Source organism: Clostridium sp., assembly GCF_021443865.1.
In the GTDB taxonomy this organism is placed as follows: Bacteria; Bacillota; Clostridia; order Clostridiales; family Clostridiaceae; genus Clostridium.
Genome location: NZ_JABUTB010000040.1, coordinates 1 through 15,883 on the forward strand (window position 1 = coordinate 1; position 15,883 = coordinate 15,883).

At 28.7% G+C, this 15,883-nt stretch carries 17 protein-coding genes, 1 tRNA gene and 1 pseudogene; 12 read left to right on the forward strand and 7 right to left on the reverse strand.

All coding sequences use genetic code 11. From position 1 onward, the window contains the following. A partial coding sequence (gene dapD, locus HUJ77_RS08665) for a 2,3,4,5-tetrahydropyridine-2,6-dicarboxylate N-acetyltransferase (RefSeq protein WP_291708186.1) occupies positions 1-569 on the reverse strand: 569 nt, incomplete at its 3' end. A 153-nt stretch (positions 570-722) separates the two neighbouring features. Here dapD and HUJ77_RS08670 point away from each other — a divergent pair. The 7 genes from HUJ77_RS08670 (at position 723) to HUJ77_RS08700 (ending at position 8,446) form a co-directional block, all read left to right on the forward strand. Then, a complete protein-coding gene (locus HUJ77_RS08670; protein ID WP_291708187.1) occupies positions 723-1,259 on the forward strand; it encodes a cob(I)yrinic acid a,c-diamide adenosyltransferase in 537 nt (178 codons plus the stop codon). 17 nt (positions 1,260-1,276) lie between these two features. After that, the gene (locus tag HUJ77_RS08675; protein WP_291708188.1) at positions 1,277-2,416 is read left to right on the forward strand and encodes an aminotransferase class I/II-fold pyridoxal phosphate-dependent enzyme; all 1,140 of its coding nucleotides are present in this window, start codon (positions 1,277-1,279) and stop codon (positions 2,414-2,416) included. A gap of 437 nt (positions 2,417-2,853) precedes the next feature. Next, positions 2,854-3,771 carry an ABC transporter permease gene (locus HUJ77_RS08680; protein ID WP_291708189.1) on the forward strand — a complete coding sequence of 306 codons (918 nt, stop codon included), beginning with the start codon at positions 2,854-2,856 and terminating at the stop codon, positions 3,769-3,771. A 14-nt stretch (positions 3,772-3,785) separates the two neighbouring features. Further along, entirely contained in the window at positions 3,786-4,745 is a 960-nt protein-coding gene (locus tag HUJ77_RS08685; protein ID WP_291708190.1) for an ABC transporter permease, read from the forward strand. A gap of 12 nt (positions 4,746-4,757) precedes the next feature. After that, a complete protein-coding gene (locus tag HUJ77_RS08690; RefSeq protein WP_291708191.1) occupies positions 4,758-5,765 on the forward strand; it encodes an ABC transporter ATP-binding protein in 1,008 nt (335 codons plus the stop codon). Next, positions 5,765-6,748: an ABC transporter ATP-binding protein gene (locus tag HUJ77_RS08695; RefSeq protein WP_291708192.1), complete on the forward strand. Its 984-nt coding sequence runs from the start codon at positions 5,765-5,767 to the stop codon at positions 6,746-6,748. Before HUJ77_RS08690 ends, HUJ77_RS08695 begins: the two co-directional genes overlap by 1 nt. 54 nt (positions 6,749-6,802) lie before the next feature. After that, positions 6,803-8,446, forward strand: a complete 1,644-nt coding sequence (locus HUJ77_RS08700; RefSeq protein ID WP_291708193.1) for a peptide ABC transporter substrate-binding protein — start codon at positions 6,803-6,805, stop codon at positions 8,444-8,446. Between the two features lie 37 nt (positions 8,447-8,483). Here the strand turns inward: HUJ77_RS08700 and HUJ77_RS08705 are convergent, their stop codons facing one another. The 4 genes from HUJ77_RS08705 to HUJ77_RS08720 all read right to left on the reverse strand — a co-directional run bounded on the left by HUJ77_RS08705 (position 8,484) and on the right by HUJ77_RS08720 (position 11,535). Continuing rightward, a complete protein-coding gene (locus HUJ77_RS08705) occupies positions 8,484-8,648 on the reverse strand; it encodes a hypothetical protein (protein ID WP_291708194.1) in 165 nt (54 codons plus the stop codon). Between the two features lie 248 nt (positions 8,649-8,896). Further along, positions 8,897-9,652, reverse strand: a complete 756-nt coding sequence (gene dapB / locus HUJ77_RS08710) for a 4-hydroxy-tetrahydrodipicolinate reductase (RefSeq protein ID WP_291708195.1) — start codon at positions 9,650-9,652, stop codon at positions 8,897-8,899. Positions 9,653-9,661: 9 nt separating this feature from the next. Further along, positions 9,662-10,543, reverse strand: coding sequence for a 4-hydroxy-tetrahydrodipicolinate synthase (gene dapA, locus HUJ77_RS08715; protein ID WP_291708196.1), 882 nt, complete (start codon positions 10,541-10,543; stop codon positions 9,662-9,664). Further along, positions 10,543-11,535 (reverse strand): aspartate-semialdehyde dehydrogenase, encoded by a 993-nt coding sequence (locus HUJ77_RS08720; protein WP_291708197.1) that lies wholly within the window; start codon positions 11,533-11,535, stop codon positions 10,543-10,545. Before HUJ77_RS08720 ends, dapA begins: the two co-directional genes overlap by 1 nt. 189 nt (positions 11,536-11,724) lie before the next feature. Here HUJ77_RS08720 and HUJ77_RS08725 point away from each other — a divergent pair, with 189 nt between their 5' ends. From HUJ77_RS08725 to hslO, 3 genes are all read left to right on the forward strand, one after another. Then, entirely contained in the window at positions 11,725-11,976 is a 252-nt protein-coding gene (locus HUJ77_RS08725) for a small, acid-soluble spore protein, alpha/beta type (RefSeq protein ID WP_291708198.1), read from the forward strand. Positions 11,977-12,068: 92 nt separating this feature from the next. Beyond that, positions 12,069-12,803 (forward strand): class I SAM-dependent methyltransferase, encoded by a 735-nt coding sequence (locus HUJ77_RS08730; protein ID WP_291708199.1) that lies wholly within the window; start codon positions 12,069-12,071, stop codon positions 12,801-12,803. 17 nt (positions 12,804-12,820) lie between these two features. After that, positions 12,821-13,702, forward strand: coding sequence for an Hsp33 family molecular chaperone HslO (gene hslO / locus HUJ77_RS08735; protein ID WP_291708200.1), 882 nt, complete (start codon positions 12,821-12,823; stop codon positions 13,700-13,702). Between the two features lie 48 nt (positions 13,703-13,750). Here hslO and HUJ77_RS08740 read toward each other — a convergent pair. Continuing rightward, positions 13,751-13,825: transfer RNA gene (locus tag HUJ77_RS08740), tRNA-Cys, on the reverse strand. Positions 13,826-13,917: 92 nt separating this feature from the next. On the opposite strand from HUJ77_RS08740, the gene HUJ77_RS08745 reads away from it, so the two are divergent. Beyond that, positions 13,918-14,583, forward strand: a complete 666-nt coding sequence (locus HUJ77_RS08745; RefSeq protein ID WP_291708201.1) for an HD domain-containing protein — start codon at positions 13,918-13,920, stop codon at positions 14,581-14,583. A gap of 117 nt (positions 14,584-14,700) precedes the next feature. Here HUJ77_RS08745 and HUJ77_RS08750 read toward each other — a convergent pair whose 3' ends face one another. Beyond that, the gene (locus tag HUJ77_RS08750; RefSeq protein WP_291708202.1) at positions 14,701-15,402 is read right to left on the reverse strand and encodes a DUF6873 family GME fold protein; all 702 of its coding nucleotides are present in this window, start codon (positions 15,400-15,402) and stop codon (positions 14,701-14,703) included. 127 nt (positions 15,403-15,529) lie between these two features. Between HUJ77_RS08750 and HUJ77_RS08755 the strand changes: the two are divergent. Continuing rightward, positions 15,530-15,883, forward strand: a pseudogene (locus HUJ77_RS08755) (putative sporulation protein YtxC); the annotation flags it as partial.

The window sequence follows — 15,883 nt, forward strand, 5'->3', positions numbered from 1 at the left end:
TCTACTGTTACATCTTCTTGTTTAATTACTGCGTTTGCACCTATTAATACATCATCTCCTATTTCACATGGAGATTTACTTGGTGGTTCTAAGACTCCAGCCACTACAGCACCAGCACCTATATGAGATCTTTTTCCTATTTTAGCTCTAGCCCCAAGAACTGAATTCATATCTATCATAGTGCCTTCACCGATTTCAGCACCTATATTAATAACTGCCCCCATCATAATAACAGCATTTTCTTCTATTTTTACTCTATCTCTTATTATTGCACCTGGCTCGATTCTAGCATTAACTTCTAAGAGATTTAACATAGGAATAGCAGAGTTTCTTCTATCATTTTCTATTCTATAATGGTTTATTAAAGAGCTATTATTTTCTATAAATTTATCAAGGATATTTGATTCTCCAAATAAAATATAAAAATTATTGCTACCATACCATTCTATATTATTAAAGTCAGCGTTGCTTAAATCTCCATTTATATAGGCTTTTACAGGTGTTATTTTTACTGAGTCTTTTATAAATTTTGCAATTTCATAAGGATCAGTTAAATCATTATAATTCATAAATAAATCCTCCCCAAATTAATATTAATTTGAAAAAATTATATCAATATATTGGAAGGATAGCAAGTGTTAGGAAATATAAAATGTAAATAATAATATTATTTGCAAGTAAATTATACTTAATGTAAAATCTATAAAAAGGAGTTGATAAAATTGAAATTAGAAAAAGGATTAATTCAAGTTTATACTGGAGAAGGAAAAGGAAAGACAACTGCAGCTATTGGTCAAGGGATTAGAGCATATGGTAATGGGCTAAAAGTTTATATGCTACAATTCTTAAAGGGCGGTAAAACTGGAGAACTTAAAACTATAGATGAACTTGGAGATAATTTTAAAATATTTAGATTTGAAAAACCAAAGGATTTTACATGGAACTTAACAAAAGAGGAATTAGAAGAATTAAAATTAGAAATTAGAGATGGTTATAACTTTGTACTTGAAGTAATTAAGGAAAATAAATGTGATGTATTAATTATCGATGAAATTATGGCTGTATTATCTAATAATTTTCTTAGTGTAGAAGAAGTATTATATATATTAGATAATAAACCTGAATCTATGGAAATTATCTTAACAGGAAGAAATGTTCCAAAAGAAATAATAGAAAAAAGTAATTTAGTTACAGAAATGAAATGTATTAAACATTATTTTGAAGAAGGAGTTCCAGCTAGAGAAGGAATAGAATTTTAAGCATTAGGGGGCTAAAAATGAATGAGAATTTAAATGAGATAAGAATGTCTGGAATAAGAAGTTTTTTTAATAAGGTAAAAAATATTGATGGGGCTATATCATTAACCTTAGGGCAACCTGACTTTGAGACACCTAAAGAAATAAAAAATGGAATGATAAAAGCTATAAAAGAGGATAAGACAGTATATACAGATAACTTTGGCCTTTTAGAATTAAGAAAAGAAATATCAAAGTATTTAAAGACTAAGGGAATTAATTATGAATATGATGAAATTTGTGTTACTGTAGGTGGGAGTGAGGCTTTATTTTCCTCTTTAGTTTCTATAATAAACAAAGGGGATAAAGTTTTAATTCCAACTCCAGGCTATCCAGCTTATGAGAATATAGTTAAAATAATAGGTGGAGAAGTTGTAAATTATAAATTAAAGGATGATTTTTCTTTAGATTTTGAAATGATAAATAAATTAATAAAAGAAGAAAATATCAACCACATGATTTTGTCATATCCATCTAATCCAACTGGAGCTATATTAAGTAAAAGTGAATATAACAAATTAATAGAAATTATAAAAGAAAATAATCTTACTATAATAAGTGATGAATTATATGAATCTATTTGTTATGACGAATATTACAGTATAGCAATGAATGAAGATATTATTGATAATGTAATATATATTGGTGGTTTTTCTAAAATGTTTTCAGTTACAGGAATTAGGGTAGGTTTCCTTGCAGCTAAAAAAGAAAAGCTTGATGAAATTGGGAAAGTTCATCAATATAATGTTTCATGTACTAATTCAATAGGGCAATATGGAGTGTTAGAAGGTCTTAAATATGGACTTTATAATGTAGATTATATGAAGGAAGAGTTTATAAAGCGAAAGTCTTATGTAGAAGAAAGGCTTAGAGAAATGAATATGGATTTTATTTCCCCTAAGGGAGCTTTTTATATATTTCCTTCAATTAAGAAATATAATTTAAAATCTGAATTGTTTTGTGAAAAACTATTATATGAAGAAAAAGTTGCCTGCGTTCCAGGGGATGCCTTTGGAGCAGGAGGAGAAGGTTATATTAGAATATCATATTGTTACTCACATAAGGAATTAGAAGAAGCTTTAAATAGAATTGAAAAGTTTATAAAAAGATATAATAAATAAAAAACACCCACTAATAGAACTTTATTCATATTAGTGGGTGTTTTTATGAATAAATATGCTTTTAAATTCTTTTAAATATATAGTTATAACTATTAAGTTTGTTCGTATAGAGTGAACAAATTTTAAAGAATGTCCATATAAGTTCATTAGGAAAGAATGAAATAATTTAAAAAATTGATACATTAATAAAAATTAGGAAAAATGAAGGATTAATATTTATACTTGCAGAATATTAGAAATATAGGGCGTGTAAGCGTTTTCTAAAATAGCCACATACCTTTTAACAATTGAAAAAAAAACTACAATTTTATTGATATATTATTAAAATAGATAGTGTTATTTTAAAATGTTATTTGACAATTTCTTATAATATAATATAATTATTAATATCTACAAATTGGAATGTGCGTAGAATAATGAATGGGGGTTGAACACAAATGGTAAAGTATATAGGAAAGAGACTTTTAACTAGTTTAATTACTGTTTGGGCAGTAGTTACTATAGTTTTCTTTCTAGTAAGGATGATGCCGGGTGGTCCATTTGACGGAGAAAAAACTACACCTGAGATGAAAGCTCAATTAAATGAAAAATATGGATTAGACAAGCCGGTTGGAGAACAATATGCAATTTATATGAAAAACTTATTAAAAGGTGACTTTGGTAAATCAATGAAGTATAAAGGAAGAGATGTTTTAACAACAATAAAGAAAAGCTTCCCTAACTCAGCTAAAGTTGGAGCGGTATCAATAGTATTTTCTGTTATAGCAGGGGTATCATTAGGAATAATAGCTGCATTAAAGGCAGGAAAATGGCCAGATCATGTATGTATGATATTAGCTACAATAGGAATAACAATACCAAGCTTTGTAATGGGTACTTTCTTAATCTATATTTTTACAGTTAAGGCTGGATTATTGCCAGCAACTGGATTAAGTAAGCCTAAGAATTATATAATGCCAGTACTTGCACTTTCAGGAAGTTCTATGGCATTTATAACAAGATTAACAAGAAGTAAATTGATGGACGTATTAAAGTCAGATTATATAAGAACAGCAAAAGCTAAAGGCTTAAGTGGAAAAACAGTAATTTTTAAACATGCATTAAGAAATTCATTAATTCCAGTAGTAACTTACTTAGGACCATTAGTAGCAGGAGTTTTAACTGGATCCTTTGTAGTTGAAAAAATATTTGCTATTCCTGGGTTAGGTAATGAATTTACATTATCAATAACTAATAGAGATTATACTTCATTATTAGGAGTAACAGCATTTTATTGTACATTAATAGTTATATGCAATCTTTTAGTTGATATTGTGTATGTATTAATAGACCCAAGAATTAAACTTGAAGGTTAATAGGGGGTAAAGAAATGGAAAATTTAAAAGTTGACTTAAGTATTGATAAAGAATTATTTACTCCTTTAAGTGAAGATGAAAAAAAGTTTGAAGAAGTAGTAAGACCTAGCGTTGGCTATTGGGCTGATGCTTGGAGAAGATTAAAAAATAATAAAGTAGCAATAGTTTCATTATTAATGATTATAGTAATAGTTATTTGTGCGTTCTTAGGACCTATTTTAATGGAAAAAATTCTAGGATACACATATTATGATACGAATTTACAAGCAACAGATTTAAGACCAAGTGCACAGCATTGGTTTGGAACAGATAATTTAGGAAGAGATTTATTCGTAAGAGTTATGTATGGAACTAGATACTCACTAATAATAGCTATATCTGCTGCAGCAATTAACTTAGTTATTGGTGTACTATATGGTGGAGTTGCAGGCTTCTTTGGAGGAAGAGTAGATAATATAATGATGAGAATAGTAGATGTTTTATATTCTATTCCTACTCAAATATATGTAATTATTTTAATGGCAACATTTAAAAAAGAAGGATCTACTGGACTTGTAACAATAATTTTAGCTATGGCAATATCATATTGGGTTGGTATGGCTAGAATAGTAAGAGGAGATATCCTTCAATTAAAGCAACAAGAATTTGTTCTTGCAGCTAAAGCTTTAGGAGCTTCAAAGACAAGAGTATTATTTAGACACTTAATACCAAACTGTATTGGATCTATTTTAGTTACATTAACTTTATTTGTTCCTTCAGCTATATTTACTGAGGCATTTTTAAGCTTCATTGGATTAGGAATTAATGCACCACTTGCATCTTTAGGTACTTTAGCAAATGATGCTAGTGGATTATTAAGCACAGCAGCATATCAATTATTATTCCCAGCAGGGGCTATTTGCTTAATAATTTTAGCGTTTAACTTATTTGGTGATGGCTTGACAGAAGCTTTAGATCCTAAGAATAAGAAGTAGGAGGAATGACGAATGAGTAAGTTATTGGAAGTTAAAAATTTGAAGACCTCCTTTAGAACACATATAGGTGATGTACAAGCTGTTAGAGGAGTTTCTTTATATTTAAATAAAGGAGAAGCTTTAGGGATTGTTGGAGAATCTGGTTGTGGTAAGTCAGTTACTATGATGTCAATAATGAGATTGTTAGCAGATAATGCAATTATTGAAGCTGATCAAATAGTTTTTAATGGAGAAGATATAACAAATCCAACTGAAGATGATATGCAAGATATTAGGGGGAATGAAATGGCAATGATATTCCAAGACCCTATGACATCTTTAAATCCTTTATTTACAGTTGGAGATCAATTAACAGAGCATTTAATTAAACATAAGAAAATAAGCAAAAAAGAAGCTAATATAGAAGCAATCAAAATGTTAGATATGGTAGGAATACCAAGCCCGGAAAGTAGGCTAAAACAATATCCACATGAATTTTCAGGTGGTATGAGACAAAGAGTTATGATTGCTATGAGCTTAATTTGTAATCCAAAGCTTATAATAGCAGATGAACCAACAACAGCATTGGATGTTACAATTCAAGCTCAAATATTAGATTTAATGAAAGATCTTAAGAATAAAATAAATACTTCTATTATATTAATAACTCATGATTTAGGAGTAGTTGCAGATCTTTGTACTAGAATTAACGTTATGTATGGTGGAATAGTTGTAGAAGAAGGATCTGATGAAGATATATTCTATAATGGAAAACATCCATATACATGGGGATTATTAAATAGTGTACCTAACCCTAAGAGTGAAATGAAAGAAAAATTAACACCAATAGAAGGACAACCACCAGATTTATTAAAACCACCAGTTGGATGTCCATTTGCAGCAAGATGTAAATATGCAATGAAGGTTTGTTTACAAAAGCAACCACCATTGTTTGACGTATCTGAAGGACATAGAGTTGCGTGCTGGTTATGTCATGAAAATGCACCAAAGGTTGAGTCACCAATAAGGAGGGAAGAATAATGGAAAAGAATAATGATGTTATTTTAGAAGTTAAGAATCTTTGTAAGTACTTCCCTATAAATAAAGGTCTTTTTGGTAAAAAAAGCTTTGTTAAGGCTGTAGATAATGTTTCTTTTGTAATAAAAAGAGGAGAGACATTAGGTTTAGTTGGTGAATCAGGATGTGGGAAGACTACTACTGGAAGAACAATATTAAAACTATATGAACCAACATCAGGTCAAATTATATTTAATGGTGAAGATATAACTAATTTTAGTGAAAAGAGAATGGTTTCTTTAAGAAAGAATATGCAAATGATATTCCAAGATCCATATGCATCATTAAATCCTAGAATGACTGTAGGTGATATTATTGGTGAAGCTATAGATATTCATGGATTATATAAAGGTGAAGAAAGAACTAAAAGAATAAGATATCTTTTAGATAGAGTTGGACTTAATGGAAGTCATATAAATAGATATGCTCATGAATTTTCAGGTGGGCAAAGACAAAGAATAGGTATTGCAAGAGCACTTGCAGTACAACCAGATTTTATAGTATGTGATGAGCCTATATCAGCATTGGATGTATCTATTCAAGCTCAAGTTATTAATATGTTAGAAGAGCTTCAAGAAGAATTTGGACTAACATATTTATTTATAGCTCATGATTTATCAATGGTTAAGCATATATCAACACATATTGGGGTTATGTATTTAGGACAAATGGTTGAAAAAGGACCAGCAGATGCTGTGTACTTAAAGCCTAAGCATCCATATACTCAAGCATTACTTTCAGCTGTTCCTATAGCAGATCCGAAGGTAGCTAAAAATAATAAAAGAATAGTTTTACAAGGTGATATACCATCACCAATAGATCCAGCTCCTGGCTGTAGATTTAAAGGTAGATGTAAATATGCTATGCCAATTTGTGGTGAAGTAGATCCTGAACTTAAAGAAGTAGAACCTGGACACTTTGTATCATGTCATTTATTTAATAAATAGTTAGCTATTGCGTTAAGCAATTTCTATAAATAAATATATTAAGGGGGAAATACAATGAAGAGCAATAAGCTTAGAAAAATTTGTGCAGTTGCACTAACACTTGCTTTAGGAATGTCTGTTTTTGCAGGTTGTGGAAATAGTAGTTCAGGAGATAGTGGAAGAAAATTAATTTATAATTTAGGAGAGGATCCAGAAACATTAGATCCTACATTAAATACTTCATCAGGGGCAGGTTCAATAATTGACAATGCATTTGAAGGGCTAATGAGACTTGATGAAAATGAAAAGGCAATTTATGGAGTTGCTGAAAAAATGGAAGTTTCTGATGATAATTTAGTATATACTTTTACTTTAAGAAAAGATGCTAAATGGTCTGATGGACAAGTAGTTACTGCAAAAGATTTTGAGTATTCATGGGTAAGAGCGTTAACTAAAGAAACTGCTTCTGAATACAACTATCAATTATTCTATATTAAGAATGGTGAAAAGTTCTATAATGGAGAAGCTACTAGAGAAGAATTAGGTATCGAAGTTGTTGATGATAATACACTTAAAGTTACTTTAGAAGCTCCAACAGCTTACTTCCCAGAACTTACTGCATTTACTACTTATATGCCATTAAGAGAAGATATAGTATCTGCTAATCCAGATGGTTGGGCTAATGAACCAGAAACTTATGTTTCAAATGGACCTTTCAAATTAGTTCAATGGGATATGAAGGATCAATTAATATTCGAAAAGAATGAAGAATATTGGAATGCTAAAGAAATTAAGCTTCCAGGTTTAGTATGGAAGTTAGTTACAGATCAAAATACTGCTTATGCTTCATTAAAATCTGGTGAATTCGATATGGTTGATACTGTACCACCAGCAGAAATTGCTAAAGGACAAGAAGAGGGATTAGTTACAATATATCCAAACCTTGCAACATATATGTTAGTAATGAACGTTGGTAAGCAATCAACATTATCAGAAGATGTTAAAAAAGCTTTAAGTAATGAAAAAGTAAGAAAAGCATTAGCTTTATCAATAGATAGAAAAGCTATTACTGAAAATGTTACTAAATCAGGACAAGTTCCTGCATATAGCTTTGTTCCAAAGGGAATTTTAAATGGAAATGGTGAAGATTTTGCAGATAGAGAATACTACGATGCAAATAAAGCTAATATAGATGAAGCTAAGAAATTATTAGCTGAAGCTGGATATCCAAATGGAGAAGGTCTTCCTACTTTAGAATTTATGTACAATACAGAAGGAGACCACAAATTAATAGCTCAAGCTATACAACAAGACTGGGCAAAGATTGGTGTTAATGTAGAATTAACTAACCAAGAATGGAAGGTATTCTTAAATACTAGACAAGAAGGACAATATGAAATAGCTAGACATGGATGGTCTGGAGACTATGTTGATCCTATGACATTCTTAGATTTATGGGTAACTGGTGGCGGAAATAACGATGCTGGATATTCAAATGCTGAATATGACAAGTTAGTAGAAGCTGCTAAGAAAGAAGCTGATCAAGATAAGAGATGGGAAATCATGAAGCAAGCTGAAGATATATTAATGAGTGAGATGCCAATAATCCCATTATACTATTACACTAAGGTTAAGGCTGCTAAACCAGAAGTTAAAGGTGTTAGAGTTTCTACTTTAGGACATGTATTCTTTGATAAAGCTTATATTGAAGAACAATAAAATTTTATAAAAAGAAGAGTCTTATGACTCTTCTTTTTTAATTTCCAGCTCTATTAAAATGCTCACTAGAGAATCCTTCTCGTTTTATAGATTTATGTTTTGCATTTGGATTATGATTGTGGCCTTCTTCTGTTATTGGTGTTTGGTAATTACACTTTTCCATTCTAGCTTTTTTATTATCAGGTTGGCTATCTTTAGTCATTTGTAATCCTCCTTAGTTATAGTTATATTATATCTTTCCACTTAATTAAATATTTAAACTGGAAATACATACATTAATAAATAGGTAATTTTGTTATGGATGTAAAATTAATAATAAAAAAATGTAAAATGAAGATATAAACTCAGAAGGAGTTTATATAAATATATTTTTAGTGATTTGGAACAAATTACTAAAAATAATTCTTCATTTTACATTTTAAATTTTTAATTAGGCTATGTTAACAGCCTTTAAATTCCTAGAACATCCTCCATATTATAAAGTCTTGGTAATATTATATTACTCATATATTCTGCTGCTTTTAAAGCGCCTACAGCAAATACTTCTCTTGATAAAGCCTTGTGGCTTAGTTCAATAACTTCACCAGAGCCAGCAAATAAAATATCATGATCACCAACTATAGAACCGCCTCTAACAGCATGAATGCCAATTTCATTTTCTTCTCTTTTTGAAATCCCTTCTCTACCATAGACATATTTAATTTGATCTGATATGGAATCTTTTATTGTATCAGCCAATAAAAGAGCAGTACCACTTGGAGAATCCACTTTTTGGTTATGATGCTTTTCTATGATTTCTATATCATAATTATCATATAAAATTGGAACTATCTTTTTTAGTAAAGAATTAATTAAGTTAACTCCAAGAGACATATTAGCAGATTTGAAAATTGGTATTATTTTGCTTTTTTCTGAAATTAATTTTAAATCTTCTTCACTATAACCTGTAGAGCATAATATTATAGGCTTATTTTTAATTATTGATAAATTAAGCAAGTCTTTTAGTGCTTCAGGTCTTGAAAAATCTATTAATACATCATAATCTATATCCACTTCATTTACATTAGTAAATATTTTAAAGTCATTTCTATCATTAGGATATTTATCAATTCCAGCCACTATCTCTACATTAGAGAAACTCTTGGATGACTCTACTATTATTTGTCCCATTTTTCCACAACAACCATTTAATAATATTTTTACCATAGTTCCTCCTTAAATTAAATTATATTTTTTTAACGTTTCCTTTAGTAAGGTTAGATTTTTAGTATCCATTTCATATAAAGGAAGTCTAAAGTCACCAACATCTTTACCCATAAGGTTTAAAGCTGTTTTAACTGGAATTGGATTAGTTTCTTTAAAAAGCATTTTAATTAAGTCTATAAGGTCTAATTGAAGCTTTAGTGCTTTATTTATATCACTATTTAAATAGTAGTATGCCATATCATGGACACTTTTTGGACATATATTAGCAAGTACAGATATTACTCCTATTCCACCTAAAGACATTATAGGTATTATTTGGTCATCATTACCTGAGTAAATATCTATAGTGTCTTTACATAAAGCTTTCATTTCAGCGATTTGACTTATATTGCCACTAGCTTCCTTAATGGCAACAACATTATTTAACTTGATTAATTCTAGTAAGTCGTTAGGACTTATATTAACCCCTGTTCTGCTTGGGACGTTATATAATACTATAGGTGTGTTAACTGCATTATTAATTGCTTCATAATGCTTAAATAGGCCTTTAGAATTAGTTTTATTGTAATATGGTGTTATTAATAATAATCCATCTACTCCAACAGATTCGGCATATTTACTCATCTCAATTGATGTTTCAGTGTTATTACTACCAGTACCAGCTATAACAGGAACTCTCTTATTAACTATATCAACAGTAAATTTAATCGTTTTTTCTCTTTCTTCTTTACTCATGGTACTTGCTTCGCCAGTAGTACCACAAATTACGATAGCGTCGGTTTTTTCTTCAATTTGCCATTCTATTAGTTCCTTTAATTTTTCATAATTAACTTTATTATTTGAAGTAAAAGGCGTTATGATGGCTACTGCAGAGCCTTTAAAAATTGCCATTAATTATCACTCCCTATTAATAGTTCAGCTATTTGGACTGCGTTTAAAGCAGCTCCTTTTCTAATGTTATCTGCAACCACCCATAGGTTTAGCCCATTATCTAAGCTGTAGTCCCTTCTAATACGACCTAGGAAAACATCATCTTTACCACTAACATAAAGTGCTGTAGGGTATTTATTTTTAGAAATATCATCATAAAGAGTTATTCCTTTTGTATTATTAAATAAATTTAAAATATCCTTTAAATCAAATGGTTTCTCTAGTTCTACATTAATGCTTTCACTATGGCTATTTAAAACAGGAACCCTAACAGCAGTTGCTGTAATTTTTAAATTAGAATTATGAAGAATTTTCTTTGTTTCTTCAATCATTTTAATTTCTTCCTTTGTATAACCATTTTCTAGAAATACATCTATATGTGGCAGGCAATTTCCAGCTATAGGATAAGGAAATTTTTTAGGTTTATGGCCTTTATAACCATTTTCTAAATCAGCTATTCCTTGTATACCTGCACCTGACACAGCTTGATAAGTAGAGTAGACTATTCTTTTTATTCCATAGTTATCTAGCAAAACCTTTAATGGAAGCATAGCTTGAATTGTAGAACAATTTGGATTAGCTATTATACCATTATGCCATTTAATATCTTCTGGATTTACTTCTGGTACAACTAATGGAACATTCTTGTCCATTCTAAAAGCACTAGAATTATCAATAACTACAGCGCCATATGAAGAAAATATTGGTGAATATTTTAAGCTTGCATCTCCACCTGCTGAAAATAAAGCAAAATCAATTGTTTTATTTTTAATATTATCTTCAGAAGTTTCTTCAACAATAAATTCTTTACCTTTAAATGTAAGTTTTGAACCAGCAGATCTTTTTGATGCAAAAAGATATAGTTCTTTTATTGGAAAATTCCTTTCTTCTAGAATTTCTAAAAATTTTCTACCTACGTTACCAGTAGCCCCAACTATAGCAACATTGTACATAAACTTTTCCCCCTTTTTATTATAGTAAGCATAAAATATGCTTACTAATAACTATAGTTAAAATATTCAAAAATTTCAATACTTTATTACAATATATAAATATTATACTTAGATAGTGATTAATTATTTTAAGGTATATTGATAAGTATTTTGGGGAAAATATTAATATCAAATATAGGGGGTATAATAATGAGTAAAACACCTTTAAAAAAAATAATTAAATCTAAAATTAAATCAAATAAAGAATTAAGCGAAGCAGAAATTTTAAGAGAAAAAATTAAATACGAAATTGCCGATGAGCTAGGACTGAAAGATAAGGTAGATTCTTATGGATGGGGAGGCCTTACAGCTGAAGAAACAGGCAGAATAGGTGGTATAATGACAAAAAGAAAAAGAATGCTTAAAATACCAACTAACGATGAAATATTAGGAAGAAAATAATTTATTTTCTAATCCTTTTGTATGTAGCATTGACTAAAGGAAAAATTACCTTTAATATAGTTTTAGAAAAGTATAAAATGGGGGGGATTACTTTGGCATATGGAGATTTTGCTGAAATTTACGATGAACTAATTTATGAAGATATAAATTACGATTCTATGTGCTCAAGGGTAATTGATATATGTAATAAAGAAAAAATTACATTTAATAATTATTTAGACATTGCTTGTGGAACAGGAAATCTAACTTTAAGACTGGCTAAAAATTTCAATGAGTCTTTTGCTGTTGACCTATCAGAAGATATGTTAAGAGAAGCTTTTAATAAATTAAAAAAAGAAAAAATAAAATGTAAAATTATTTGTCAGGACATGAGTGAATTAAGTTTAAATAGAAAATTTGACTTAATAACTTCAGCCTTAGATTCAACTAATTATATAATTGAAGAAGAAAAACTTTTGAGTTATTTTATAAAGGTTAAAGAGCATTTAAATGATAATGGATTATTCATTTTTGATATAAATTCATATTATAAGCTTTCAAGTATTTTAGGAAATAATATATACACATATAGTGAAGAAGAAGTTTTTTATACTTGGGAAAATGTTTTTGAAGAAGATTTATTAAGTATGTATTTGACTTTCTTTGTTAAGAGAGATGAATTATACGAAAGATTTGAAGAGGAACATTTAGAAAGAGCTTACACAGAAGACTTTATTGAAGAAAAATTAAAAGTTGCTGGATTAAAAATAGTAGAAAAGTTTGATGGATATACCGAAAAGCAAGTAAATAATAAAACAGAAAGAATTGTATATGTAGTAAAAAAATAAAAAATGGAGGATTTTCAATGGATAAAATTATAAGAGCTACAGCAAAAGATGGAATGATTAGAATTATTGCTGGAGAAACAACAAATTTAGTTAATACAGGAACGAGCGTTCATGAATGTACACCTGTTGCAGCAGCAGCATTAGGTAGAATGTTAACTGCTGGATCTTTAATGGGTGTTACTTTAAAATCAGATAAAGAAGTTATAACTTTAAAAATAAATGGTGGTGGAGAAGCAAAGGGGGTTACAGTAACAGCATACCAAGGTGGTATAGTTAAAGGCTTTATAGGTAATCCTTATGGTAATTTACCATTAAACTCTAAGGGGAAATTAGATGTAGGCGGATATATAGGAGTTAATGGTGAGTTTACTGTTATAAAGGATTTAGGTATGAAGGACCCATATGTTGGTCAAGTTCCTATTTATACTGGAGAAATAGGGGAAGATTTAGCTTATTATTTCACAGTATCTGAGCAAACACCTTCAGCAGTAGCATTAGGAGTATTAGTTGATAAAGATTATACAATAAAGACAGCTGGTGGTTTCATAATTCAAATGATGCCAGATGCAGATGAATTACTTTCAGATTTGCTTACATATAGATTAGAAGAAATACCATCAATAACAACTATGTTATTAGAACATGGAAGCATTGGAAAAGTTTTAGAGTACATATTTGATGGTATGGATTTAAATATATTAGAAGAGTTAGAACCAGAATTTAAATGCAATTGTAATAGAGAAAAAGTTGAATCAGTATTAATATCTATAGGTGAAAAAGACTTAGAAGAAATATATAATGAAGGAAAAGAAGAAGAAATAAAATGTAATTTCTGCAATGCTGCATATAAATTTACTAATGAAGAAATTGGTGAAATATTAAATAGAGCAAGACAATAATATAAAAAAGACACTGATAGCATAACTTTTCAGTGTCTTTTTTGATTTTGGAGGCACCACCCAGATTTGAACTGGGGGATAGAGGTTTTGCAGACCTCTGCCTTACCGCTTGGCTATAGTGCCTAATATATTTATAGTTTATGTTTACAAATATGTTTTGATACATAAAATAAAAATTAATTTATTTGAAATAATATATCTTGGAGGTGATAAAAATGGATGTATATAATAAGTTAATTAATATATTGATGAATGAAGATAAACCTTCAATGCAGTTAGAAGTTTTAATGAATAAGGAAGATTTCAAAGAAAGCGAATTTAATATTTTAAATAAGCTTAAAAATATTCCTCAAGATAAAAATTTTCATCCAGAAGGAAATGTATGGAATCACACTAAATTAGTTATAGATACTGCCGCTAAGATTAAAGGTTTTGCAATAAATACTGAAGCTTTTATGTGGGCTGCATTATTTCATGATATTGGGAAAATAGAAACTACTAAATTCATTAAGGGAAGATACAGATCTTATAATCATGATAAGGTTGGTAAAAGTGTAACTTATAAAATACTTATAGATTATATGGATAAAGAAAGGGCAGAAATGATAGCTGAAATAGTAAGTTTTCATATGCATCATATATATATATTGAAAGACTTACCTTTTTCTGATATTCCTGCACTTATTAAGAGTAGTTCCTATAATGATATAATACTTCTTTTTATTTGTGATAAACTAGGACGTGGAAATCAATCCATAGAAGAAAAGGAAAAAGCATTATTAGAAGTAAATAAAATTTTAGATAAGCTCTGTATAGAAAATAAACTAATGAACAAAGATATTATGAAGAAAATTCAACAAATTAAAGAAATTTTAATATAGAATAAAAAAAATTATTGGTGCTATCGCAACAAAGGGTAACTTTACATTGCGCGAGAGCACCTTATTTATTTATAAAAATAGAAACATTTATATTAGTTAAACGTATTATATAAAAGACTAAAGCACAAATAGACTACCTCTATCATGTAATTTCATATTGCTTAAGTATATAGGGGTAACATTATGCTTTTTTAAAAACTTTTTAACTTCATTACCATAATTATAATAATCTAAGCTACCAAAGAATGCTATTGTGTCATCATTAATTAAACCACCTGTACCACCTATAAAGCCATATTCTAAGCCTTCTAAAATAATATCTCCTGGAGGTAATAATAATATATCTAAGTTGTAATTAGATAAGATTTTATAAATACCGACATCAGTAGTTATCAGTGCATTTTTAGAAATAGGTAAACATGAACATTTTGTATAACCTTGTTTTACGTTTATTAGAGTTCTATCTTTATGAAAGTTTAATAGGTTTTTATCTGTATATTTTAAGTTGTGTACAAAGTATTCATCAAGTATTAAAGCATTTAGAAAAATGTTATTAGGATAGGAATGTTCTAGAAATTTTTCGCTTTCTATAAACTGTATATTTAATTTGGATAAGTTTTCTTTAAAGCTTTTATCCATATTTTTATTAATTATTACCTTTTTTGACTTTTTATCTAATATATTTAATTGAATATCTACATGACCATTTATAGCTGTATATATATCATTAGATTTTGGAATTTCTATAATTTTTAGATTAAGAGAAGCTAAGATATCTTTTTCTCTTTGTGTTGTTCTGTAATCAATAAAGCAAATCATATAAATCTCCTATTATATTTTTAACTTATTATAAAATATTAATATTTATTTGTCGATTACTAAGAAATAATTTCTGAATATAGATAATTTTTTTATACATACTATTATTAGAAAGGGAGTGTAATCCATGCTTGTATTAAAACTTGTTTACAATAGCGATTTGGATTTTGTATATGAAATACAAGATTTAAGGTTAGTTCTTAGGAAAAAAGACATAAAAATAGGAGTTGTAGAAAGTGTGGAATTAGATAGTCATATAATAAAAGTATTATGTGATGATAATAGTTACAGTGAAAGAGTTAGAGATATTATTAATTTATATATAAGTAATATATTATTTAAAGTTGTTCTAAATGAATATAAAGAAAAAGAAATGTTAGGATATCTAACTGAAAATTACTTCTTTCTAAAACAGGAGGAAATAATAGAAGTTGAAGAAGAAATAATGAAGGTATTTCTAGAAAATAAATCTTTAAATTTT